The sequence below is a fragment of the Psychrobacillus syltrankelensis genome, assembly GCF_055454035.1.
The window spans coordinates 3344974-3369941 of record NZ_CM144227.1; the positions used below are offsets into that span (position 1 = coordinate 3344974).

Genomic DNA, 24968 nt, shown 5'->3' on the forward strand with positions numbered 1-24968 from the left:
AGGAGTTTGGAAATGGCAAAAAAATTAATAGGAATATCAACGATGATTTTATTGCTAATTGTCTCTGGATGTACTCCTTCTATCAAAAAAGAAACAGAAGTAATCCAAGACACAGAGCAAAAAGCATCGAAAAAAGTTATCATTCCAAGTTTACAGTTAGATGATACGTACTACCGGACGCTATTACCATATGAGGCAAGTAAAAGTAGAGGATTAGTCGTATCTAATCTATCAACAAAATATGATATGAAAGAAGTAGAAACGGGACTTCTTCGAATTTCACAAAAAGAGTTTTCACCAGATACTTACTTATTTCAAGAAGGACAGTTTTTAGAAAGAAAAACACTTGTCTCTTGGTTAGCAAGGAGCAATCAGACGAGTGATGGATTAAACCCTAGTGACGAAGGTTTGACTGGAGAAGAAAAAGCAAAAAAAGCTCCTATTTATATTTCACATATAGTGGAACAAAATTATTTAAAAAAAGAAGGTAATACCGTAAAACTTGCGGGAGTTTCAGTAGGGCTTGCTTTGAATTCTATTTATTATTATCAAAAAGAATCATACGGAGCAACCTATGAAGAACAGTTGTCTCAAAAAGAAATTGAGGACAATGGCAAAAGAATTGCAGAAGAGGTAGTTACTCGAATGCGTCAAAAAAATGAAGCTTTAGCTGACATACCAATTGTTGTTGGCTTATTTAAACAAAATAGTAGAAATTCGGTCGTACCAGGCACGTACTTCAAATATAGCGTCGCCCCTAGCGGAAAAAATGTTTCAGATTGGAAAGATATAGATGAAGAATATGTTCTCTTCCCGTCAGCAGATTCAGAGAAAAAATATCGAGATCTAGATACAATATTCCGTAATTTTAAACAAGATGTGGAGACGTATTTCTCTAATTACACAAGTGTTATTGGGACTGGATATTTTAAAGATAAACAGTTGCAAAAATTAACTATAACTATTCCTATTCAATTCTATGGAACAGCAGAAATAATTGGATTTACACAACAACTTGCAGGGTTAGTAAAAGACCATTTTAAGGATACGTCGATGAATGTGGAAGTTAATGTGAATTCCATGAACGGAGCAGAGGCATTATTGATCAAAAAACCAGGAGAAGAAGAACCATATGTGCATATATATTCTCCATAAGCCTTAAGAAGGAGTCACTCTATTCAACTAGAGTGAAAAATGATATGATATTGCTTATGGTTATTGAATTCGGAGGTGTGGAAATTGGCGAATATTTCAAAAGAAGAAGTAAAGCACGTAGCGCATTTAGCACGACTTGCAATCACTGAAGAGGAAGCAGAAAAGTTTGCTCTTCAGCTTGGTGCAATTACAGACTTTGCAGAGCAACTTAAAGAATTGGATACTACAAATGTAGTACCTACAACGCATGTTTTACCTTTAGTGAATGTATTACGTGAGGATAAAGCGGTTAAAGGATTAGACCGTGAAACGATGATGTTGAATGTAAAAGAACAAGAAGCAGGACAAGTAAAAGTACCATCTATTATGGATTAATAGTTGTAGGAGGGAATAAAATGACGTTATTCGAACGTTCGGCAAAAGAATTACAAGCTCTTTTACATAACAAGGAAATTACAATTGCTGATTTGACAAAAGAAGCTTTTGCACGCGTAGAAAAGCTAGACGGTGACGTAGAAGCATTCTTAGCATTAAATAAAGAAAAAGCTTCTCTAACAGCTGCGGAGTTAGATCAAGTACCTTTTGAAGAGCGCGGACCATTATTTGGTTTACCTATTGGAGTAAAAGATAACATTGTAACAGAAGGTTTAGAAACAACTTGTGCTAGTAAGATTTTAGAAGGATTTAATCCTATTTATGATGCTACTGTCGTAAAAAAACTACGCGCAGCAGGAATGGTTACAATCGGCAAACTGAATATGGATGAGTTTGCGATGGGTTCTTCTAATGAAAACTCAGCGTATAAAACAACAAAAAATCCATGGGCATTAGATCGTGTTCCAGGTGGTTCATCAGGCGCATCTGCAGCTGCAGTGGCAGCAGGAGAAGTTCCATTCTCATTAGGTTCTGATACTGGTGGATCTATTCGTCAACCAGCTTCATACTGTGGAGTTGTTGGAATGAAACCAACCTACGGTCGTGTTTCTCGTTTTGGTCTAGTTGCATTTGCATCTTCTCTTGACCAAATCGGACCTATCACTCGCAATGTAACAGACAATGCATTATTACTGGAAGCAATTTCTGGACTTGATCCACATGACTCTACTTCAGCAGACGTAGAAGTACCAAACTTTGCTGCAGCTTTAACAGGAGACATTAAAGGTCTTCGAATTGCTGTTCCAAAGGAATATTTAGGTGAAGGTGTAAGCTTTGCTGTCCGTCAATCAGTTCTTGATGCATTGAAAGTTTTAGAATCTCTTGGAGCAACTTGGGAAGAGGTTTCATTACCACATTCTAAATATGCTTTAGCAACATATTATATTCTTTCCTCTTCAGAAGCATCATCTAATCTTTCTCGTTTCGATGGTATTCGTTATGGTTTCCGTGCAGAAAATGTTCAAAACTTAATGGATCTATATAAGGAAACTCGTTCTCAAGGATTTGGTGATGAAGTAAAACGCCGTATTATGCTTGGTACTTATTCTTTAAGTGCAGGTACTTATGATGCTTACTATAAAAAGGCACAACAAGTTCGTACCCTAATCAAGGAAGATTACGATAAAGTATTAGCAGACTATGATGTAATTGTTGGGCCGACTGCACCAACACCAGCATTTAAAATTGGTGAGAACGTAGAAGATCCTTTAACGATGTATGCAAATGATATATTAACTATTCCGATTAACCTTGCGGGAGTACCAGCTATTTCGATTCCTTGTGGATTTGAAAATGACCTGCCACTTGGTTTACAAATTATCGGAAATTATTTTGATGAGTCGACAATTTATCGTGTAGCCCACGCATATGAGCAAGCGACAGATTTCCATAAACAAACTCCTCAAATTTGGGAGGGAAAATAAAATGAACTTTGAAACAGTTATTGGATTAGAAGTACACGTAGAGTTAAAAACAAACTCTAAAATCTTCTCAGCAGCACCTAACCATTTTGGAGCTGAACCAAATACAAATACGACAGTTATTGACCTTGGGTATCCAGGGGTACTACCTGTACTAAATAAAAACGTAGTAGATTTTGCAATGCGTGCAGCACTTGCATTAAATATGGAAATCGAGCAAAATACAAAATTTGATCGTAAAAACTATTTTTATCCAGACAATCCGAAAGCATATCAAATCTCACAATTTGATAAGCCAATAGGTAAAAACGGTTGGGTGGAAATTGAAGTTAACGGAGAGAAAAAGCGTATAGGTATAACTCGTCTTCATATGGAAGAAGATGCGGGTAAATTATCACATGCGGATGGTTACTCTTTAGTAGACTTTAACCGTCAAGGAACTCCGTTAGTAGAAATAGTTTCTGAACCAGATATTCGTACGCCCGAGGAAGCATATGCATACTTGGAAAAAGTAAAATCCATTATTCAATATACAGATGTTTCTGACTGTAAAATGGAAGAAGGATCTTTACGTTGTGACGCTAATATTTCTATTCGCCCATATGGACAAGAAGAATTTGGTACAAAAACAGAGTTGAAAAATTTAAACTCATTTAACTATGTCCGCAGAGGCTTAGAACATGAGGAAATACGACAAGCGGAAGTACTGTCTTCTGGCGGAATAATTGAACAAGAAACTCGTCGTTACGATGAGAAAACAGGTAAAACAATTCTAATGCGCGTAAAAGAAGGAACGGACGACTATCGTTATTTCCCAGAACCAGATTTAGTTGATCTAGTAATTGATGATGCATGGTTAGAGCGTGTTCGTGCAGAAATTCCAGAGTTACCAGATGCACGTAAACAACGTTATATCGAGGAACTTGGTTTATCTCCATATGATGCTCATGTATTAACTTTATCAAAAGATATGGCTAACTTCTTTGAAGCAACTATAGCCGACGGAGCGGATGTAAAACTTTCTGCTAACTGGCTAATGGGTGAAGTTTCTGCTTATTTAAATGTAGACCAAAAAGAATTGAAGGATATTAAACTTACTCCATCTAATCTTTCTGGAATGATTAAGTTAATTTCTGATGGCACTATTTCATCTAAAATTGCAAAAAAAGTATTCAAGGAGCTTGCGGATAACGGAGGAGAAGCTAAAGAAGTTGTAAAAGCACAGGGCTTAGTACAAATTTCAGATGAAGGTGCACTTCGTGAAATCGTAACTACTACATTGGATGCAAACCCACAATCAATTGAAGATTTTAAAAACGGTAAAGACCGTGCGATCGGTTTCCTTGTTGGACAAATTATGAAAGCAACAAAAGGACAAGCAAACCCACCACTTGTAAACAAAATTTTACAAGAAGAAATCGTAAAACGATAAAAAATAAAGGATGACTCCAGCTTTTGAACTGGTGTCATCCTTTTAATTTCAAACTTTTATGTTATGAACAGGTTGGTTCCCGCTGCAGGCGGACGCTTTCCGCGGGCGGTCCGTGAGCCTCCTGCTTCGCTGTGGGGTCTCACCTGGACACGCTTTTCCCGCTGGATTCGCCGCCTTCCGCTCCAATCAACAGTGCAGCTATAAATGTAGGTTTTTAAATCTCATTATCCAAACCAAATGCATCATGTCTTTACATATTCCAAGAGGACGACAGACAAACATCCACCACAAGATCCTCTATAAAATTCTTCGTTAATAGTGTAGCATATGTTTCTTCCAAAGTACTCTGAAATCGATGAAGACAAGATGCACTTAAAGGATCCTTGCGCTTTACTTAGTTATTGGACAACTACATCTAGCAAAGTAGAATTACGTGTCCTCTTTCAGAGCCCTTGAACTAATACTCCCTGCTTTTATTATAAGTCGTTTATCGTATTTATTAGACCATCAGATGAGATAGCGATGGAATCTACAGCATGATTTAATTCATTCAGAATTTCAGAAATGGTTGCGATTTCTGTATTGGATTGTTCGCTTTGAATTTTAATTCCTGACATTGCCTTAACAATGTTTTTATAGGATTCTGACATTTGTTCGTATTTACCTGCACCATCAGCAATTAGTTGGTTCATTTCAGAAACTGAATTGGTTATATCTCCAATACCATCGTCTGTGTCCTGGATTAATCCTTCGACGCTTTCGATTGCTTTTTTTGTGTCTTCAGAGAGTTTTCTTACTTCAGCAGCTACGACTGCAAAACCAACACCATGTTCACCTGCACGCGCCGCTTCAATTGCAGCATTTAGAGCAAGTAGATTGGTTTGATTTGCTATAGATGTAACTAAACCGACAATATCTCTAATTCTATTAGAAGAGTCTTGGAGTTGTACCATTTTATTCTGTAAGGCATTAATACTATCAGTAATTAATTGCATTTGCTCCATTTGTTTAGTTAGAAGTACTTGACCGGCTTGAGATTTTTCCTCCGTATCTTTTACAAAAGATAAATTTTGGTTAGTAGATTCTTTTATATTTGTTGCTTGGTAAGATAATTTATTGATCGAGGCACTTGTTTCTTCACTAACAGCTGCCAGATTCTCTGCCGTGTCATGTACCTTAATTTTTACTTTATCTTTTTGTAATTGATCTGCCGCTCGTAAACGCATGTTTTCAGCTTCATAGGCCTCTAATACTAATTGTTGCTCTAAATTCAATACTTTATTAATCGCAGAAAGGGCACCACGTTTATCTGAATCTGAAATGGATAGTGTCATGATATACTTTAAGAATTCATAATTTAATGTTTCAAAAGCGGCCATATACCACTTTGGTTCTAGTCCAATTTTTACGTGAACATGAGCAATTATCTTTCTTTGGTTAAGGTAATTTGAATCGATAACGCCACTGAACATTTCTAAAAGGTGATTATAGAGTGTTTTTTTCAGTCGTTCGACACTACTATGAGCAGTAATAATATCCATTAGTTTAGATTCAACCTCTAATGATTTGTAAAAAGATGTTACCGTATTTTCTAAAATTTGTTGAATAAATGGTTGTAAATGGTGAAGTATTGCTAGATCATTTTTCGTGAGATGAATCATTGAGATTTGCTTTTTTATTTCAGAATGATCTGGTATATCTAAAACCACTGTTATATCTTTAGTAAAATCAATACTGTTGGTAGAATTTTGCTTTTTAAAGAAAAGTGTCACTTTATATATTCTCCTTTTGATAGAAACTAAGTTGTCCAGGCCCTAATTAGATATTCTTAATATCTATCCCATCCATCATAAAATGTAACTGTTGTTTCCATTACTCCGTTTTAAATTTCTGATGAATGATTTTCCATTGCACTCTAGTCTTTTATCGTCAAAATAGGTTGGGTATTAAGCTATTTTAAATGGGATGTAATCAAAGTTTGTATTGTTACATATTCTCTTTTAATGAGAGATTTTACGATAGTTAATAAAAAAGCCAAACTTACTAATTTGAATAAGCAATGAGAACAAAGTATACTAAGTAAAAAGGGAGGTCTCTCAAATTGCCAACTGAACAACAATATTTTGAAGAAGCTAAATCACTAACACAATATATGGACGACATGACGACAAAAAAAGAGGAATCTTTTAGTATTTATAATCAGTTCGAAGTTCCAGCAGATGATGAATTTATTGCTGTATTAAAAGAAAAAGCCCCACATGTGCTTGTTATAACGGAAGATTGGTGCGGCGATGCAATGCTGAATAATGCGATCTTACGTAAAATCTCTGAAGCAGCGGGAATCGAAGTACGTGCTGTATATCGCGACGAAAATGAGGATCTAATCGATCAATATTTAACGAATGGTGGCCGGTCAATACCTGTTTATTTATTGTTAAGTAGTAATGGAGAAGTTGTAGCAAGATGGGGCCCTCGAGCAGAGAAAGTACAACAATTCGTTGCGGAAGGTCGAGAAAAATTTCCTCCCAAAGAAGACCCTAATTTTGAGGAAGTTCAGAAAGCATTCTATCAACAAATGACGAAAGAATTTATGGATAATAAAGACTTTCATTTAGCTGTATATGAAGATATCCGAAATAACTGGCTACAAGCACTTCAAAATTAAATTATGTAAAATTAAGTTAAAAAGAGTCGGCATTAGTCGGCTCTTTTAGTAGTGGAATGAAACCTTTAGAAAGATTTGTAGTCACTATGTAGTAATAGAAATTGTGAAGTAGAAAGGGAAATCTGTATGAAACGAGCACGAATCATATATAATCCTACTTCCGGTAGAGAACTTTTCAAAAAGAATTTGCCAGAAGTATTAGAGGCTTTAGAAATCGCGGGATTTGAAACCTCTTGCCACGCGACAACATGTGAAGGTGATGCGCAAGTTGCTGCGAAAAAAGCAGTTCAAAATGGCTTCGACCTAGTAATTGCTGCAGGAGGAGACGGTACATTAAACGAGGTTGTAGCAGGGATAAGCGAATTTGATAAACGGCCAAAAGTTGGTCTAATTCCAATGGGTACAACAAATGATTTTGCTAGAGCACTTCATATCCCTAGAGATATTCAAAAAGCAGTGGAAATCATTATAAAAGGAGATTCTATTCCTGTAGATGTTGGTCTTGTAAATGATCGTTACTTTATAAATATTGCTGGCGGTGGAAGAATTACGGAACTTACATATGAAGTTCCAAGTAAATTAAAAACAATGCTAGGTCAACTTGCATATTACCTTAAAGGGATTGAAATGCTTCCATCTATTAATGCAACAAAAGTAAGAATTGAGTACGACGATGAAGTATTCGAAGATGAAGCGATGATGTTTTTAGTAGGTCTTACCAATTCAGTAGGGGGCTTTGAAAAGCTTTCACCAAATTCGAGTATTAATGATGGGAAATTTACATTATTAATTTTGAAGAAGTGTAATATCGCAGATTTTATTCGACTAGCGTCCTTAGCTATACGTGGTGAACATTTAAATGACCCACATGTTATTTCTAAAAAAGCAAAACATATTAGAGTGACTTCAGAAGACAAAGTGCTGCTTAATCTAGATGGTGAATATGGCGGTACAATTCCAGCTACTTTTGTAAATTTATACAGACACATAGAGGTTTTTGTACCGATCGATGAAATTCGAGAAGAGGACAGACCGTAATAACTAACCCAGCATTCCTTAGTGATTGCTGGGTTTCTTAGCACATAATAATAACCATACATATTTGTCATATTAACTCCATAATATTGTTGGAATACAGACAAGGATCGATATTTTAAAGATTCTTTTTTAGGGTATTATAGAGGCATGAGGAGTGGAGCGCATGTATAAAAAACAAGAAAAGTATTTAATGTGGCTTGCTTTTATTGTTGCAGGAATAATGATGCTATCGATTATAGGTAGAATATTTGGAAGCTAAGGAGGAATGAAGCGTGGGAAGCACAGAAGCAGTGTTTTTTAGTCGTGTATTAACTGAGTTGACCTTATCTTTTCATATTATTTACGCAACCATTGGTGTAGGTGTACCACTTATGATAATGATTGCACAATGGGTAGGAATAAAAAAAAATGATGAGCATTATATATTACTTGCAAGAAGATTAGCTCGAGGCTTTGTTATTACCGTAGCTGTTGGCGTTGTGACTGGAACGGCGATTGGTTTGCAACTTTCTCTATTATGGCCAAACTTCATGCAATTAGCGGGAAATGTAATAGCACTTCCATTGTTTATGGAGACGTTTGCATTTTTCTTTGAAGCTATTTTCTTAGGCATTTATTTATATACTTGGGATCGTTTTGAAAATCAAAAGAAACACTTATTATTACTTATCCCAGTTGCTATTGGTGCATCTACATCCGCGGTATTCATTACAATCGTGAATGCTTTTATGAATGCCCCTCAAGGTTTTGACATATTAGATGGGGAACTTATTAATATCCAACCTTTAGTTGCTATGATGAATCCAGCAATGCCAACCAAGGTTGCGCATGTACTAGTAACTGCTTATATGACAAGTGCATTTGTTTTAGCATCTATTGCAGCATTTAGATTACTTAAAGGTTCCAACCATATTTATCATAAGAAATCTCTATTTTTAATGATGAAATTAGGGCTTGTTTTTGCTATTGCAGCAGCACTTATTGGAGACTTTTCGGGTAAGTATTTAGCTGAATACCAACCAGAAAAATTAGCAGCAGCAGAGTGGCATTTTGAAACGGAAGAAGGAGCGCCTCTTGTTCTATTAGGAATTTTAGATGGGAAAGAAATAAAATATGCTTTTAAGGTTCCTTATGCGCTCAGTATTCTAGCACATGATAATCCGTTTTCAGAAGTAACTGGACTGAATGATTTCCCCGAAGACGAGGTTCCACCACTTTATATTCACTACATGTTTGATGGAATGGTCATGATAGGTATGTTTTTATTGTTCTTATCGATTGTTTATGTTTTTGGTAAAGTGAAGAAATGGAAGTTTATCTCTGCAAGATGGTTTCGTTGGATAGTTGTTATGGGAGGACCTCTTGCGGTGCTCGCTATAGAGTTAGGTTGGTGGCTTGCAGAAGTAGGTCGTCAACCATGGATTTTAAGAGGGTTTATGAGGACTGCAGAAGGAGCCACTACAAGTAATCATGTAGATATAATGCTAGTTCTTTTTGCTGGATTATATCTTGTATTAGGAATAGGAAGTATCGTAGTGTTACGTCGTATGTTCAAGAATAATCCAGTTGAACAAGAACTGGAAGATCGACATGCTGAAAAAGGCGGTGATTTCTCATGACACTTGAGATTGTTGGGATTTCCGTATTATGGATTTTTTTATTCGGTTACTTAATAATTGCCTCTGTTGACTTTGGAGCAGGCTTTTTTAATGCTTATAGCTTGTTAACAGGAAGACAACATATTTTGACGAACATTATTCAACGGTACTTATCGCCTGTTTGGGAAGTAACGAATGTCTTTTTAGTATTTTTCTTCGTGGGGACAATTGGATTTTTTCCAAAAACCGCTTTTTTTTACGGTACAACATTACTCGTACCGGCAAGTATAGCAATTATATTATTAGCTATTCGCGGGTCGTATTATGCATTTGAAACATATGGTTCTCGTGGACATAAAGGATATTCATTTATGTATGGTTTAGCGGGTTTGTTTATACCTGCATCGCTTTCTATCGTATTGACCATTTCAGAAGGCGGCTTTGTATCGATGGTAGATGGTCAGCCTGTACTAGATTACTGGGGACTTTTCACAAATCCTCTAACATGGAGTATTGTTGTACTTAGTATTGCTGCTGTTCTATACATCTCAGCTGTATTTTTGACATGGTACGCAGATAAAGCTGGAGATCTAAAAGCGACAAGCCTAATGAGAAAATACGCGCTCATTTGGGCATTACCACTCATGATCACAGCTACAGGAATTATTGTAGAATTACGAGATCACAATGCGGTACATTATAATCGCATGATAGACTTTTGGTGGTTATTTGGAGTCTCGGCTATTATGTTCGTTGGAACCGTATGGCTCATTTGGAAAAGGGAGAACTATGGATTTGCGCTAAGCTTACTAATTGGGCAATTTGCTCTTGCCTTTTTTGCCTATGGTATTTCGCATTATCCTTATTTACTGTACCCACACTTAACACTTTATGATGGTTTTACGAACCCAACGATGGCAATTTCTTTAATTATTGCGTTTATAGCGGGGCTTGGACTATTAATTCCGTCGTTATATTTACTACTTAAACTGTTTTTGTTCAACAAAGACTATGTTCGTGGGAAAAAAGACAATCACGCATAAGGAGGAGCATCATGACTAACTTTCTTATTTTTTACGCACCATTTCTTGTATTAATCGCTTCGATTGCGGCTGCCTTCTGGGTAGCACCTAAAGATAAAGCAGTTTCAGAGGAATAAATGAAAGGAGCCTCAGATTGATGAGGTTCTTTTCGTTTAAAATTGAAAGTTAGAAAAATCGAGTCCGGAAAAAGACACTCGCTTTCCGCGGACGAACCGTCGAGCCTCCTAGGCCAACACGATGTTGGTCATGAAGGCGTTGCCTCAGGAGGAGGCGCCATTAGCCTTCCTTCCTTATTTCACGCTTCGTGCGGGGTCTCGCCGGACCGTTCTTCCGCAGGAGTCTCGCATCTTTTTCCTCTATCTATTCATCAAAGGTGTTAGGTGTTCTGCTTTGGCATCCTCCAGCGTCCCTGAGTCAGCCTCAATTGTTCTCCAAATTGTGGCTGAAACTGGGACGCTTGTTTATAGATGATGGGGTTCTTTTTGAATATGATAAAATAGAGTTAGTATATATTATAGAAAGTTGGAAAATACCATGAAATATGATGTTTTATTATTTGATTTGGATGATACATTACTTGATTTTGGAATGACTGAACTCCATGCACTTCAACATACATTTGGTGAATATGGTTTTCCTAACGGTGTAAAGGATTATTTAGAAAGCTATAAAGCGATTAGTAAAGTGCTATGGGATGATTTAGAACATGGCCGCACAACTTTGTCGGATCTTAAAGCAGAGCGTTTTAAAAGATTATTTTTAGAGTATGCACTCGATGTAGATGCGAATGCTTTTGGTCAAAAGTATATTGAAAACTTAGGAAAAGAAGTTCATATGATTGAAGGTGTAGATGAAATGTTTGCCAGTCTCTCCGGTTGTCGATTTGCTTTACTCACAAACGGCTTTAAAGAAGCACAGTATGGGAGAGTAAATGGATCATCACTGAAAGATATGTTTGAGGCAATTATTACATCAGAGGAAACAGGATTTCAAAAGCCCCAATCACAAATTTTTGAGTATACGCTAAATAAATTGAACATTACAGATCCTTCTCGTGTATTAATGATTGGAGATTCGCTAACATCCGATATCCAAGGTGGAAATAATTTTGGAATTGACACTTGTTGGTTTAATCCAAAACTTAAAACCAATCTGACAAACATACAACCAACTTATGAAATAAATTCATGGGCTCAATTACTGGAAATTGTGAAAATGCAAGTGGAGGAAATGAAATAAGCAGATGGAACCTCATAAATTGGGGTTCTTTTTTGTCTGAGAAAGTTTAGTTGGAAAAATGAAATTTCTGCAAAATACGCTTCATTCCAAATAACCACATCTTTTTGTTATAATGAAACCATCAAATAGGAACGGAGAAATAAATTGAATACACCAGTAACTAAAAACGATCGAATCACGGTTCATATAGAAGATTTAACGCATGACGGAGCAGGAGTTGCAAAAGTCGATGGGTATCCGCTATTTATACAAGGTGGTCTGCCAAATGAAACAGCAGAAATCCATGTGCTAAAAACATTAAAAAACTATGGGTTCGCAAAATTAATAAATATCCTAGAGCCATCTCCTTTTCGTGTAAAAGCACCATGCCCTGTTTTTGGTGAATGTGGAGGTTGTCAATTGCAGCATTTATCTTATGAAGGGCAACTGGCGTATAAAGAAAATATGGTACGGAACGTTATGAAGCGCATCGGAAAAATAGATGCGCCAGTTCTACCTGTAAAAGGAATGGAGAAACCTTGGGAATATCGCAACAAATCACAAATTCCATTCAATCTTGAAAATGGACAAGTAATCGCAGGTTTTTACCAATCCAAAACACATCGAATTGCAGATACAAATACTTGTTTGATTCAAACAGATTCGGCAGATCGTTTGTTACGAGCTATAAAAGAAAAAGCATTAGAGTTAGATTTAGTTCCCTACAATGAAGACACGAAAAAAGGACAATTACGACATCTTGTCGTCCGAAAAGGAAGAGCCACTGGAGAGGTAATGGTCGTGCTTGTAACAAAGCATCCGAAGCTTTCGAAAAAGGATGAGATTATTAACTTCGTTCAAGCAATTGAACCAAACGTAACGTCCATTATACAAAACGTGAACAATCGCAATACGAACGTTATTTTTGGAGATGAAACGAACGTCCTTTGGGGTAAATCTGTAATCGAAGATTTTATTGGGAATGTCCGTTTTGAAATTTCCGCGCGTTCATTCTATCAAGTAAATCCGGAACAAACGGAGGTACTTTACAAGCAAGCACTAGATTATGCACAACTTTCAGGTGATGAAACAGTAATCGATGCATATTGTGGAATTGGTACAATTTCTCTGTTCTTAGCACAAAAAGCAAAGCAAGTGCTTGGAGTGGAAATTGTTCCGCAAGCAATTGAAGATGCAAAACGAAATGCAGAATTGAATGGTTTCACAAACACATACTTCGAGGCAGGTCCAGCCGAGGAAGTCATTCCAAAATGGTATAAAGAAGGTAAGAGAGCAGATGTGCTGGTTGTGGATCCACCTCGAAAAGGATGCGATGAAGCATTGCTAAATACGATCATCGAACAGTGTCCTAAGCGTGTAGTTTATGTCTCTTGTAACCCAGCGACACTTGCACGGGATTTACGTATTTTAGAAGACGGTGGGTATAAGACAATGGAAATTCAGCCGGTTGATATGTTTCCACAGACTACACACGTGGAATGCTGTGCGTTGCTAGTTTTAGCTAAATAAAGAGCAGAGGCTTCCGAGAATCGATAATGGATTCTCGGACTTCCGTCTGCTTTAATTTCTATCTTACTAATAAAGTAATTTAAAATCTCAGAAGTAATCTCTTCAAAATTTAATTTACTAATTAATTTTGTTTTTAGCTCATTAATTATATCTATTTCAAATTGTAAATCAGTGGTTTCTTTTAATGAACTAATTTCCGTCTGTAATTTTCTTTCTTCCATTTCCAAGGAAGTAATAAATTCATTATAATTTTCTTTTGAAATCTGTTCATCTAGAAAAAAAGCAGTTGCTTTATTTTTTTTATTCAAGATATTAGCCAATTTCTTTTCTAGGGCCGGGTATGTCTTCAGCCTCTCTTTCTTGGTTCGTTCGATTTTCTTTAGGAGTTCTCCTTCGATATCCTTAAAGTTCAAACTATTTGTTAAGCTACATAATTCTCCTTGTATTGTTTGAATTAAATCTAATTCTCGTACACGATGATTTGAGCATCGCTTACTACCATGCTTGTTAAAATTACCACATACATAACCTTTGCTATTTTTTTTAAAATGCATACCTCTACCACAATCTGCACAAAATAACAGATTAGAGAGTAGGTGAGACTGGGCTTGTGGTCTTATTTTTTTTCTTTCGAGTATCAGTTTTTGAACCAACTGAAATTGTGCTTTTGAAATTATTGGCTCATGGACGTCTTCTATAATTATCCATTCTGACGGATCCATTAGTTTTCTTGTTTTTGTAGATAAACTTGTTGTAACATATTTTTGGTTAGAAATTGCTCCAGTATAATTGGGATTTGTGAGAATTCCCCTCACAGTAGAACCATGCCAAACGTCAGACTTATTATTTTTGTCTGCGTAGAAAGATGGTGTTGGAATCCCTTCATTATATAATCCTCGAGCAATTGCATCATGACCACTACCACTAATATATTCTCTGAATATTCTTCTGACAATATTAGGGGTTTCATCATTTCTGACGAAGAGTTTCTTGTCTTTTATTTCATATCCAAGTGGAGCGGTTGAAGATAAAAACTCACCTTTCTTTGCTTTAACTTTATAAACGGATTTAATTCTTCCACTCATAGTACGAGACTCTTGTTCAAAAACAGCGGTTAAGATACCAAACATATATTTCCCATGTGGTCCAATATTTACTAAACCGTCTATTGTTGCTAATTCTATTCCTTTTTGTTCAATTAAATCTCTAAGCTGATAGGAAGTCGCTCCATTCCGTGCTAATCTTGAAAGCTCTTTTGTAAGAATTACATCATATTTCTGATCTTCTGCATCTTTAATTAATCGCTGAAATTGTGGTCTATTTGAATTTGTGCCTGTAGCAACATCGGTATAGACATCGTGGATAGTCCAACCATTGCTCTTGATATAAGCAAAGGCCATCTCTTTTTGGGAAATTAGAGATTCTTTTTGTTCTTCCTTATCTGTTGAAACACGTATATATACCGCACATCTCATTTTATAATTTCCTCCTCATATTCATGAGAAGTACTCGCATTCACCTTATTTAAATTGTAGGATTCTTTTGAATATGTGTCAATTTGAATCATTTCTTTACTTTGAACTTTCTCTACCAAGAAATTACTCATATTTATAGCCTCCAATTCTAGTATTATTTTTGATTTAACATAATGTTACTAAATAAAATGCTAGTGCAAATCTAAATTCGGTTCTACTATGTCTGAGCACGCTAAAAACAATCTTTATGCAACTTCTCTATTATCTTCGTTAGACAAATGGTTAATGAATTTTTCTACTTCCATATCGATTTGATCTTTTACGAACGAAGTCAGTAAACTATCCAACAGTATAGAATCATCTTCGCTAAAAACTCTCTCTACTACCATTTCATAAATTCCTCCCTAAATTTAATTCGTATTCGCTTAATTAAGGTAATTTTATAAAAAAAGTAGCATCGAAAAAGCAAAAAAATGCTCTACTCTTCTTTACCTAAATTATCCTAATTTAAGCGTAGGGAAAACGGGGCTTTAGCTAAACAGACCACCAAAGTCATAAGGAAAGAACTAGAAGATTGAGGGAAGTATAGCTGTTTGGAAGGTAACAAGCAGACCGGGTAGATTTGACTCAGAGAAAAAAATGGAGAAAATAGGGTTCAGGGCTAAGGGGGGGGGGTTGTCTTCATGAATAGAAGAAGTGAGTGCAATTTTTTGCTCCAATAGCCAAATAAATATTACGCTACAAAGCTGAACTTTGGTGTAACAAACGCATATAAAGTATAGCTTAGATAACAAGTAAGCTTATCTATGGGTAGTGAGAAAAATAAATTTATATAAAAAAGCAGCTTCTATTAAAGGAGCTGCTCTTTGCATTTGATTATGAAATTAAGTATCTAGAGATTTTAATATTTTTAGGATGTCTGTATCTGAAAGTTCTAACGCATTGCAGATTCTTGTGAATGTTATTATTCCGGGATTGATATGTGCATTATTTTCAATGCGTGCCAATAAAGGTATTGTCACACCACCTGTTGCAATTGCTAAATCGCTCAGTGATATTCCCTTCCTTTTTCTTGCATTTTTTAACTTTTCACCAAAAGATTCTTTTCTACTGTTTTCCTCATTTTCTTTCGACATTCATACTACTCCTTCCAAATTTGCAATTTTAATCGCCCCTATTTTATAGAACAATAATATATTCTAAGCAATATTACTAATAAAAATTCCAAACTTCTAAATAGTTTGAGTATTTTGAAAAGTATACAAAAAAGCTCTATTATGCCTCTGGCCAAAAGCTCAAATGTTCTAATAGTTTTCTATTCTTATCATCACTCACTCTCACTCTTGTTGCATTGAATTATTCTCTTACAGTCTGTATAGCATCTAGTAGTTACGTTCCTATTAAGTCTCATGGTTAAGAAATAAATATAGCTCTTATTAAGACAGATTTTTTTACTGGAACAGTTGATACGACAAAGGAAACTGACTTTTATACACATGGAATTAGGAGGAAAAAACGATGATACATACAGCACATTTATTAATTGATTTAACTAAAGAGCATATAGTTTATAAAGGTAACACTCATGGTCACAAATCATTTAATCAAATTGTAAGAGATAACAAATTAGTTGGCATTAGAGCTAGACAGTACACAGCATATGCAGTTTCTAGATGCAGTATTATTATTGATGTAACCAAAATATTAAATAGTGGTAAGATTGTGGAAGCAGATTATTGGAGAATTGAACGCTTTGTAAAGTTAGCTTTAAGTATTGTTTATGGTGATGAAAGACTTTATGACGATCACAATTTAGTTAGGATCGATTATAGGATGGACAAAAAAGTCCCTTTAGCTAGTGAAAGAGTATTATATTTGCATCTTTATAGTAAAACAAAAGGTAGCTTTAAACGTTTGAGAAAACAGAATAAATACAAGACTACCATCTATCATTCATGCAAGAGCATCCATACAATCATATATGACAAGAACGAACAATGTAAATCACAAAAAAGAGAGCCGGAGGAGTGGGAACGTGATATCATCAGGTTTGAAGTTTGTTTGAAAAATCCGCATATCTATAATACATTGAAGGGAACCGGTGAGGTAAAACATCTATACTCGTTTTTCAAACAGTCAATTTTTGAATCTTATGTTCAAAATTATATCTTGAAAATTTTTCTAACTGGTGACTTTTATAGCTTTGATTTGGCTGAAGAGTTGATCAGTTCAAGCGAATACTCCTTAACTGTTAGAAGACGATTGAAACACTTTTTGGCTAAAGTATCCAATGGAAACCTAGATACTCCGTTAAACAATTTTTATGCTGACTCTATTAAAAAGGATGCGTACAATAAGAGACTTCAAAATTTTAAAGCATTAAATATAAATCCAATCACTATTCCTCAGGTTTATAAGATTGAAAAATTACCAAGTTTATTAACAGACTTGATCTAGTAATAAAATTTACTGAGTCTGTTAATCTGATATTATGTTAGGACTGCTCCTATAAAACAAGAGGAGCTGTTTATATGAATAATAGTTATAAAAAACAACATTTCAAGAGTACATCCAGTTTGATCTGCTCATTGCCTTCTTATGGTTAATGTTGCTTAAAGATGTAAATGTTGTGACACAATCAAATTTGTAAATAAATAATTACTCATACAGCAAGTTCATGTGACCGTATGGGCGGGCTGTTTAATAGCAAGGTTTCCCTTTTGGAAAATCAGCATCAGCCAAATTGAAAAGATGAAGTAATAAATAAAGAGGCATTCAATTATGTAATACGTAACTATAATAAAACACTTGAGAAACTAGTTGATGAATGATGTACATTACAATGGAATAAAAATTGCTAAAGTGCAATTACTCTTATCATAATTATTTTCAATCCTTTTTGTAAATATTATATCAAATCGTAAATTGTAACTTTATTAAAAGGCAAGAAGGATAAACCAATTTTAAGTTGAATATGTATATTGATAAAAGAAGGATTTAGTAAATGGATAATATATAAACTTTTACATAGGGGGACTAAGATGAAAAAGGATCGTAAACTGAATCTGCCAACTACGAAGAAATTTACGACAATGCCTAAACAGTCATGGTTGAGTAAAAGAAACCACGAAATATTAACAAAAATAGAAAGATGGAAAAGGAAGTTTGGTTAATGGAAAAGAAGTCGTAGCAACTAGGCTCTAACCTCTAAGTATAGATAAATTGGCATTGGGGCTTATCAAATTGATACTACCGTTATTTTCTTCAATGCCCTATTGCATAAAGTGGTAATAAGTAATATGATGTAATTAACAAAATAAAATTATTGATAGACCATTGACTATCGGTAAACGATGTTTTTAAAAAAAACGTTGTTGTTACCTATAGTTGATGGTCTTTTTTATTGTCAACAATTAAGGAGGATATTTATGGCTGTTTACACTGCAACTAGATTGATGAAATATAATATTGGGAGGGTTAAGTCTTACGGATTGGCATTAGTTATTGAATTTCCTAAAGCTAACCAGAATGTATATAGGGATTTAGAAACAGAGTTATTGTCAAATGCCAAACAAATACCAACTACTCAACCTATGCTTGCAAACAGCGAAGGGTATAAAAGTTATTTGTGGACAATTAATAATAATAAAAATTTGTTAATAATAAAATCAGATAAGGATTTTACATTTATATCAAATGAATTATTTATAGAAGGCACTATTATAAATGATAATTTAGATATATGGGGAGAAGAATTTAATGGTTTACATGAAGTCAAATTAGAAGATTTCATAATTGAAGTGATTTTGGTTTTCAAGAATGAAGATAGGGATACTAAAGATAGCTGTCTTATATTTAATATTAATACTACCGATGTTATAAAAAGTAAAAATAGCATATATAGATTTCTACCTATTAGTCAGTGGGGATTTGATGAATAATGATTTTGACTGAAATGGAAAAAAAAGATTTTATTGAGATAGTTCCTAAATTAACCGAAAGAATTTTTGAAGTTGAAAATGAAAGTATATTACTTTATAAAGTTTTGATGATTTTTCTGGACAAAACGGTTAATAGAGAGCTTCAATTTTGGGAATTAAATTGGTCTACGGATGTTGAAAAAATAAAAGAGAATTTCGCTAAATGTCTATATATTATGGCTGAATTTTCGACAGAAGGAAGCTCTTCCTCTAATTCTTGATTTAATGGGGAAGTTTATAAAATTATTTTATTAAAACACCAATAAAAATAAACTAGTGAGGATTCAAGTAGATGCTATATCCCCGTTTTATAAGAGAAGAAATTGGAAAGAACATAATAGCTTTTATTCGTTTAAAAGGGTACACGATAACATCGCTATCAAGATTAACTGGCATATCTACATCAACTTTGCATTGTATAATAGCAGGCGAAATGTCTCAGCACGAAATCTATCATTATAATATGGTGAAAATAACAGAATACCTAAATTTCCCATTAAACTTTTTTTTAGAACCACTATCAATGGAAAAAGAAAGATGGCATATTTCAACAACTAAATATATTGTAACATCGTCCTCATCAACTAGGAGAAGTGAATTAGCACAGACTTTATTGGACGATTTAGAGGAGTTGCTTATCATTGCTACATTCTATATAAAGTAGTTGAGTTGCGTTATCACATTTATAACTTAATCGTGTCCATTTGTAACTACAATAAGTTTGCTAATAAGCAGTACGTTCAAAATAACAAGCTTTAATTGTCCAAGTAGAAAATCACGTAAATTTATTGGACAAATAATAGATATTGGCTGCTCAAGCCAAACGAACGATTAATCCAAAGACTTCCGAACCTTGTATTTTTCAAATGTGTTCATGGATGGTGCAGAGTATTGCACTGAACGTTTTTTAAACCCATCTCTCTACAAGTTACTTTCGTTTGCAGTAAAAGTTACACAACTATTGCATAACAAATCACCAATTCTTCCACACAAGTTGATAAGTACTTATTCAAAAATTATCATTTTGAACTAAGCTTTTATAAAAGTTACACAACTATTACACAACATGTCCTCAACAATAAGTGAATGTATACCTATCCTATCCACACATTCTTCGCAACACATTTTTCTCAAATTGTTTCTAACCATTCTAAGGATGAAGCTACAGGTTAACGATAAGGGCAAAGAACATAGTACCGCAGACTTTTAAGAAGCTGATTTCCTAAGCTTTTCCCACTAACTTTTCTATTTTTCCCAAGGAAGAAACAATGTGATTGCTGTATCTTGAAGCACTTTACATTAGGAAACTCCAAACAAAGCATAGAAATGAGGGAAAAGTACCGAAGCAAAAAGCCAATAACAGCTAAAAAAGCATAGGTAATACGAAAAAGATAGACAAAATGGGAGAAGTTGATTGTATGGATATTTGAGAAAAACCATGACAGGGAGGAGCGGCTATTTATAGAAGGAAGCCAGAATAAAGCATTTAAATGGATTGGAAAAATATATGGGGATCATAACTGATGTGGGAAAAGGAGAGTTAAGCATGATTTGTTAACCTTAGCAGAAAAAAGCATTCCTTCAGCTAAACGAAAATCTATTGTGGAAATGATTTAGAGTTGTCACAAACCGCAATATATTAAATAGGGGTAAGTTGAGAGATATATGAGGAAAAACAGTTGTTACTAAAAACGTGAAGAAGAAATAGAGAAAAATAGTGGGAAATGCTTGAAGAGTCTCATTTGGGATTTAATTAAGGAGAAAATAGTATCATCGATACTGACAAAGAATACAGAAAATCACTCTCGTAATTAATTGTAATTAAGTATGGCTATGTTAAAGGTAAAGGTTGATTTATAGTGAAATGGTATGGTGACACGTATCCTACATCTGATTAAATTAAATTCACCTCAACTGGATATTTATATTAAAATGAGAACAAGTTTGTGAAGGTTTACACTTAAACTAACGCGGCAGTTTAGTTGAAGAAGGAAAACTTATTATTTTCTAGAATAAATATCAGTAACGACTTAATGAACTAGGAATTGAAAGGGGGATGTTATGTACAGGTTATTTGGATTTTTAATAATTAGAAGAACAATTGATTTCTTATGATAAAATGGATATAAAGGAGTGAGAATATTGAAAAAATATCTTTACACGGGGATTTTACTTGGAGCTATTGTGTTAGCTGGGTGTAGTGCAAATGAGGAAGCAGAAGAACAAGTACAAGCAAAAGAAGAGAAGATGGAAGATGTAACTAATGGACAAGCAGTAGAAGTTGAGACTTTACCTGATACGGATAAAGAAGAAGTTGTATCAGTGACTCCATTAACAGTTTTAGATTCTCAAGGTGTTTCATACTTAACTACGGAAGAATATTTACAGACACCTTCTGGATTACCTATTTATAAAACTGAATTATTTTATACCGATTTAGATGAATTACAACAACAACCCGATTTCTTCGAATTTACAAAAGATGTTGAAGGGCATTTGTATAAAGGTACTCTAAAATTATATCGAGCCGAGAAGCAGGACGACGATAGCTGGAAAGCTTTCTATAGCGGGGTAATCTCTAGAGTCGAATTGTGAATTTTTTCACTTAAACTAACGGGTGCTTTAGCAAAATATGGCCATCATTTTGATGGTCAATTTTTTATGTTCAAAACATTAAAATGATCTCAGATATGCATTGTGAAATGTTACACTTAAACTAAAGCCGCAGTTTAGTTGAAGAAGAAATATGATTCAAATTGTTATGGTAAGTAAAATTTCTTGGAGGTGACATTTATGTATGCAGCAAGTATGTTAGGTATTTTTTCTTTATTGATTACTATTGCAGTACCTGTGTTATTGGTCTTTCTATCAATATGGATTTATCAGATTAAAAAAAATAGCGAAACTCAAGTCGAGCAAAATAAGGAAATTATCCAACTGTTAAAGAAAGATAGAACTTGATAATTCTAAGAATAAACTTGTTATTCTTAGAATACCTCTGCTTAATCGTTTAAAAAAGAGGGGAGCGTAAATAAGTCTTTGGCTAAAGGGTGCTTTACTTGAAGATCCTTGAGCTGATTAGACAGCTCTTTTTTCTTATTCAACTAAAGGTGCAGTTTAGTTTAAGAAGGATATTGTTTATTACTTGTAGAAGTGTAAAAAAGATTTCTTTTAGTAATTGTGAAACATTTGGAGGGATAAGATGTCAGTAAAAGAGAATAATCAGTCTGGTATTGAAATAGTTACATACAATGAAAAATGGGAAAAATCCTTCATATTATTAGAAGATTTCCTAAAAAAAACTTTAGGTGATTTAATAATATGTGTGGAACACGTTGGAAGCACGTCAGTTAAAGGGCTTGGTGCCAAACCAATTCTAGATATAGATGTAGTAATAGAAGATTATTCTGTTTTGCCTGCTGTTATAGAAGGTCTTGAAAAGATAGGTTACTATCATCAAGAAAATTGGAGTTTTGAGGGTAGAGAAGCCTTTGGAAGAAAGGATACATTAGTTCCGTGGGATGAAAAAAATACAAATTGGATTGAACATCATTTATATGTGTGCAATAAAGATAGTAAAGAACTAGCCAGACATTTGGCATTTAGAAATTATCTTCGTAACAATTCAGAGGCAGTTGCTGAATATGAACAGTTAAAGAGAGATTTGGCAAAGAATGCGATAGACAGAGCAACTTACACAGAGGGTAAAACTAAATTTGTTTGTAAGATATTAGAGAGAGTTATGAAATAATGTATTTATTGGGCCTAAAATAATTAATATTTTTTAGTATATTATTCAACTAACGGGTGCTTTACTTCAAGAAGGAGTAAACCCTTTTTTCTTATTGAACTAACGCAGCATTTAGCAAAAGATGATTATCGCAATTAGGCGTTTTCACTATGTTTAATTAGAACTTTTACGATTTAATAATCGTAAATTATTTATTAACAGTGATAGGGGGAATCAAAAATGTACGAATATAAGTTTGTTAAAGTTGAATTTAAAAGATTATCAGGGAAACCAACTGAGGATTATCGAGAAGTAATTAAAAATCACGCAAAAGAAGGTTGGAGATTTGTTCAGATTTTCGCTCCTGACTTCGTTACTTCTGGGGTTGGGGTAGGCACTTACTATGAAATAATTTTTGAAAGACCCCAACTAACATAAACTATGTGAATAACTTAAACTAACGGGTGCTTTACTTCAAGAAGGAGTAAAGCTTTTTTTCTTATTGAACTAAAGCCGCAGGTTAGTTTAACAACAAAAATATAAAACGAGGGAATTAAATGAAGACAAATGAACAAGCAATATGGGAAACAATTAAAGATATTTTTTCTTATGTTAAGTACCTCACCCTTTCAAAAGAAGAAAAGACTGATGTTAATATAAGTTTAGTTAAAGAAAAATACTGGTTCCAAGAACTAATGCTTACTGAACCATCAATACTTAAATTGGTAGAAGGAGATAAAGAAATTAGGCGATATTTTTCATCGAGAAAAATGGTTAGAAAATTGTTAAGGGACAAAGAAGAACGGCAGCGTTTTAAAGGACTTTTAAACGATAGATTAAATTGTTATTGAACTAACGCAGCAGGTTAGTTGAAGAAGGAGTTCCATTCTTTGTATCGAATATTTATAAGATAAAAATACGAATAAATTGCAATCCAATAGTATTTCAGAGGGATTAAGGTGATAAATGTTTTATTAGTGCCTCATAATAAAAGCTATGCGAAATCAATGTCATTACTATCATCAGAACTAAAAACTAAATGCGAAAGTTGAGGAGATAGAAATGAAAAAAATATTCAAAGTATGGACTTTACTTTTTTTTGTCGTTTTTGTGTTATCTGCTTGTTCTACTCACTCGCCCCATCAAGATGAAAAATTAGCATTTAAAAGTAAAATACCATACGAAATCTATTTTCAAGGATTTATTGTACATAAATTTAATCAAGAACCACCTAAAAAGATCATAGTTTTTACTAATCAAAAAGATTGGGAGTCTTTCTCTGAACAATATGTTTATCAAGGTGAACGAGTAGCTTCAATGGAGCACCAAATTGATTGGAATAAAGAAGATCTCATTTACTATGCTACTGGCGGAGCCAAAGTAGACTATGTAGGGACATCTGGTAATTTTCTTGGGTATAAAATAATAGACCATCATCTTGAGGTTGAGTTTGATAACCAACCTCAGAAAAAACAAACACTTGCTGTAAATAATATTGGAGAGACATCTGGTATCACCATTTCTCAACATATTTGGACTATTGTAAAAAAAGAAAATGTACCAAAAGGAATAAAAGATTTATATTAAAAAAACTTATCCGTTTTTTGAAATTCGGAATCCACCCGTTGAACCTTTAGATACGTTTAAGTCAACAATTTTGCTTATTTCCCTATTGAAAAAGCATTGGAAAAGGTCATTTGGGAAAAATTTCAGACAAAGTATTGAATATTGTTAAGATGATAAACTTCCACCTTTCTATATTGCATTTTAGTTTGCATTATTGAACTAACGGGTGCTTTACTTCAAGAAGGAGTAAAGCATTTTTTCTTATTAAACTAAAGAAGCAGGATAATTGAATAAAGAAGATTGAAAGGAAAGTAATTCACCAAAAAAAAGGAGGTATAAAAGGTGGACTTATTACTCTGGATAACTATTGGTTTCATAATAATTGGATTTGTTGTTCTCACTTCTATGAAAAAAGGTATGGAAAGTAAGGTCGCTTTTATAAAAGCAAATATGGAAGACGAGGAAAATTCATCAAAAGCTAAATCCGTAATTTGGTGGATATGAAGTACCACTGCTTGGGGGATAGTGAGTATGTTTCTTGTTGTTTGGTGTTTTCATAATCACTTTGGATAACTGTTGGTTTCAAATGTACTTAAACAAACTGGTGCTTTACTTGAAGATCATAAAGCATTTTCTTATTAAACTAACGCGGCAGGTTAGTTCAATAAGAGCATACAGAAAT

The 24968-nt window shown here is 34.2% G+C and carries 27 protein-coding genes and 1 pseudogene; 23 read left to right on the forward strand and 5 right to left on the reverse strand.

The genetic code is table 11. The features are described 5' to 3' along the window. The first annotated feature begins 12 nt into the window (after positions 1-12). From ACTSKG_RS16340 to gatB, 4 genes are all read left to right on the forward strand, one after another. Positions 13-1155, forward strand: a complete 1143-nt coding sequence (locus ACTSKG_RS16340) for a CamS family sex pheromone protein (RefSeq protein ID WP_464755604.1) — start codon at positions 13-15, stop codon at positions 1153-1155. 84 nt (positions 1156-1239) lie between these two features. After that, positions 1240-1530 (forward strand): Asp-tRNA(Asn)/Glu-tRNA(Gln) amidotransferase subunit GatC, encoded by a 291-nt coding sequence (gatC, locus tag ACTSKG_RS16345; RefSeq protein ID WP_464755605.1) that lies wholly within the window; start codon positions 1240-1242, stop codon positions 1528-1530. A 20-nt stretch (positions 1531-1550) separates the two neighbouring features. After that, positions 1551-3014, forward strand: a complete 1464-nt coding sequence (gene gatA / locus ACTSKG_RS16350) for an Asp-tRNA(Asn)/Glu-tRNA(Gln) amidotransferase subunit GatA (protein ID WP_464755606.1) — start codon at positions 1551-1553, stop codon at positions 3012-3014. A 1-nt stretch (position 3015) separates the two neighbouring features. Continuing rightward, positions 3016-4443, forward strand: a complete 1428-nt coding sequence (gene gatB, locus ACTSKG_RS16355; protein WP_464755607.1) for an Asp-tRNA(Asn)/Glu-tRNA(Gln) amidotransferase subunit GatB — start codon at positions 3016-3018, stop codon at positions 4441-4443. A 476-nt stretch (positions 4444-4919) separates the two neighbouring features. Here gatB and ACTSKG_RS16360 read toward each other — a convergent pair whose 3' ends face one another. Further along, a complete protein-coding gene (locus ACTSKG_RS16360; RefSeq protein ID WP_464755608.1) occupies positions 4920-6215 on the reverse strand; it encodes a protoglobin domain-containing protein in 1296 nt (431 codons plus the stop codon). A 329-nt stretch (positions 6216-6544) separates the two neighbouring features. On the opposite strand from ACTSKG_RS16360, the gene ACTSKG_RS16365 reads away from it, so the two are divergent. The 7 genes from ACTSKG_RS16365 to rlmD all read left to right on the forward strand — a co-directional run bounded on the left by ACTSKG_RS16365 (position 6545) and on the right by rlmD (position 13535). Then, positions 6545-7108, forward strand: coding sequence for a thioredoxin family protein (locus tag ACTSKG_RS16365; protein ID WP_464755609.1), 564 nt, complete (start codon positions 6545-6547; stop codon positions 7106-7108). Between the two features lie 126 nt (positions 7109-7234). Beyond that, positions 7235-8146: a diacylglycerol kinase gene (locus ACTSKG_RS16370; protein WP_464755610.1), complete on the forward strand. Its 912-nt coding sequence runs from the start codon at positions 7235-7237 to the stop codon at positions 8144-8146. A gap of 272 nt (positions 8147-8418) precedes the next feature. After that, positions 8419-9765 carry a cytochrome ubiquinol oxidase subunit I gene (locus ACTSKG_RS16375; RefSeq protein ID WP_464755611.1) on the forward strand — a complete coding sequence of 449 codons (1347 nt, stop codon included), beginning with the start codon at positions 8419-8421 and terminating at the stop codon, positions 9763-9765. Continuing rightward, on the forward strand, positions 9762-10787 hold the full coding sequence (locus tag ACTSKG_RS16380) for a cytochrome d ubiquinol oxidase subunit II (RefSeq protein ID WP_464755612.1): 1026 nt from the start codon (positions 9762-9764) through the stop codon (positions 10785-10787). The genes ACTSKG_RS16375 and ACTSKG_RS16380 overlap by 4 nt, the downstream gene beginning before the upstream one ends. Before the next feature lie 11 nt (positions 10788-10798). After that, entirely contained in the window at positions 10799-10903 is a 105-nt protein-coding gene (gene cydS / locus ACTSKG_RS16385) for a cytochrome bd oxidase small subunit CydS family protein (RefSeq protein ID WP_464755613.1), read from the forward strand. 418 nt (positions 10904-11321) lie between these two features. Next, positions 11322-12026 carry a YjjG family noncanonical pyrimidine nucleotidase gene (locus ACTSKG_RS16390; protein ID WP_464755614.1) on the forward strand — a complete coding sequence of 235 codons (705 nt, stop codon included), beginning with the start codon at positions 11322-11324 and terminating at the stop codon, positions 12024-12026. A 144-nt stretch (positions 12027-12170) separates the two neighbouring features. Continuing rightward, a complete protein-coding gene (gene rlmD / locus ACTSKG_RS16395; protein ID WP_464755615.1) occupies positions 12171-13535 on the forward strand; it encodes a 23S rRNA (uracil(1939)-C(5))-methyltransferase RlmD in 1365 nt (454 codons plus the stop codon). On the opposite strand, the gene ACTSKG_RS16400 is transcribed toward rlmD, so the two are convergent. The 4 genes from ACTSKG_RS16400 to ACTSKG_RS16415 all read right to left on the reverse strand — a co-directional run bounded on the left by ACTSKG_RS16400 (position 13466) and on the right by ACTSKG_RS16415 (position 16146). Continuing rightward, the gene (locus tag ACTSKG_RS16400; RefSeq protein WP_464755616.1) at positions 13466-15010 is read right to left on the reverse strand and encodes a recombinase family protein; all 1545 of its coding nucleotides are present in this window, start codon (positions 15008-15010) and stop codon (positions 13466-13468) included. The genes rlmD and ACTSKG_RS16400 overlap by 70 nt on opposite strands. Next, the gene (locus ACTSKG_RS16405; RefSeq protein WP_464755617.1) at positions 15007-15141 is read right to left on the reverse strand and encodes a hypothetical protein; all 135 of its coding nucleotides are present in this window, start codon (positions 15139-15141) and stop codon (positions 15007-15009) included. Before ACTSKG_RS16405 ends, ACTSKG_RS16400 begins: the two co-directional genes overlap by 4 nt. A gap of 114 nt (positions 15142-15255) precedes the next feature. Beyond that, positions 15256-15399, reverse strand: coding sequence for a hypothetical protein (locus ACTSKG_RS16410; RefSeq protein WP_464755618.1), 144 nt, complete (start codon positions 15397-15399; stop codon positions 15256-15258). 495 nt (positions 15400-15894) lie between these two features. Further along, on the reverse strand, positions 15895-16146 hold the full coding sequence (locus tag ACTSKG_RS16415) for a helix-turn-helix domain-containing protein (protein ID WP_464755619.1): 252 nt from the start codon (positions 16144-16146) through the stop codon (positions 15895-15897). A gap of 382 nt (positions 16147-16528) precedes the next feature. On the opposite strand from ACTSKG_RS16415, the gene ACTSKG_RS16420 reads away from it, so the two are divergent. The 12 genes and pseudogenes from ACTSKG_RS16420 to ACTSKG_RS16475 all read left to right on the forward strand — a co-directional run bounded on the left by ACTSKG_RS16420 (position 16529) and on the right by ACTSKG_RS16475 (position 24859). Beyond that, positions 16529-17467, forward strand: a complete 939-nt coding sequence (locus ACTSKG_RS16420) for a hypothetical protein (RefSeq protein WP_464755620.1) — start codon at positions 16529-16531, stop codon at positions 17465-17467. Between the two features lie 584 nt (positions 17468-18051). After that, positions 18052-18183, forward strand: a complete 132-nt coding sequence (locus tag ACTSKG_RS16425; protein ID WP_464755621.1) for a hypothetical protein — start codon at positions 18052-18054, stop codon at positions 18181-18183. Between the two features lie 255 nt (positions 18184-18438). Continuing rightward, positions 18439-18951, forward strand: a complete 513-nt coding sequence (locus tag ACTSKG_RS16430; protein ID WP_464755622.1) for a hypothetical protein — start codon at positions 18439-18441, stop codon at positions 18949-18951. After that, positions 18951-19211 carry a hypothetical protein gene (locus tag ACTSKG_RS16435; RefSeq protein ID WP_464755623.1) on the forward strand — a complete coding sequence of 87 codons (261 nt, stop codon included), beginning with the start codon at positions 18951-18953 and terminating at the stop codon, positions 19209-19211. Before ACTSKG_RS16430 ends, ACTSKG_RS16435 begins: the two co-directional genes overlap by 1 nt. 71 nt (positions 19212-19282) lie before the next feature. After that, a complete protein-coding gene (locus ACTSKG_RS16440) occupies positions 19283-19654 on the forward strand; it encodes a helix-turn-helix domain-containing protein (RefSeq protein ID WP_464755624.1) in 372 nt (123 codons plus the stop codon). A gap of 1478 nt (positions 19655-21132) precedes the next feature. Continuing rightward, on the forward strand, positions 21133-21585 hold the full coding sequence (locus tag ACTSKG_RS16445) for a putative periplasmic lipoprotein (protein ID WP_464755625.1): 453 nt from the start codon (positions 21133-21135) through the stop codon (positions 21583-21585). Positions 21586-21783: 198 nt separating this feature from the next. After that, complete coding sequence (locus ACTSKG_RS16450; protein ID WP_464755626.1) at positions 21784-21951, forward strand: hypothetical protein; 168 nt, start codon at positions 21784-21786, stop codon at positions 21949-21951. Between the two features lie 241 nt (positions 21952-22192). Next, positions 22193-22741, forward strand: a complete 549-nt coding sequence (locus ACTSKG_RS16455) for a GrpB family protein (RefSeq protein WP_464755627.1) — start codon at positions 22193-22195, stop codon at positions 22739-22741. A gap of 219 nt (positions 22742-22960) precedes the next feature. Further along, the gene (locus ACTSKG_RS16460; RefSeq protein WP_464755628.1) at positions 22961-23158 is read left to right on the forward strand and encodes a DUF4177 domain-containing protein; all 198 of its coding nucleotides are present in this window, start codon (positions 22961-22963) and stop codon (positions 23156-23158) included. Between the two features lie 119 nt (positions 23159-23277). Continuing rightward, on the forward strand, positions 23278-23571 hold the full coding sequence (locus tag ACTSKG_RS16465) for a hypothetical protein (protein ID WP_464755629.1): 294 nt from the start codon (positions 23278-23280) through the stop codon (positions 23569-23571). Between the two features lie 211 nt (positions 23572-23782). After that, the gene (locus tag ACTSKG_RS16470; RefSeq protein WP_464755630.1) at positions 23783-24307 is read left to right on the forward strand and encodes a hypothetical protein; all 525 of its coding nucleotides are present in this window, start codon (positions 23783-23785) and stop codon (positions 24305-24307) included. A gap of 321 nt (positions 24308-24628) precedes the next feature. Then, positions 24629-24859, forward strand: a pseudogene (locus ACTSKG_RS16475) (hypothetical protein). Positions 24860-24968 lie beyond the last annotated feature (109 nt).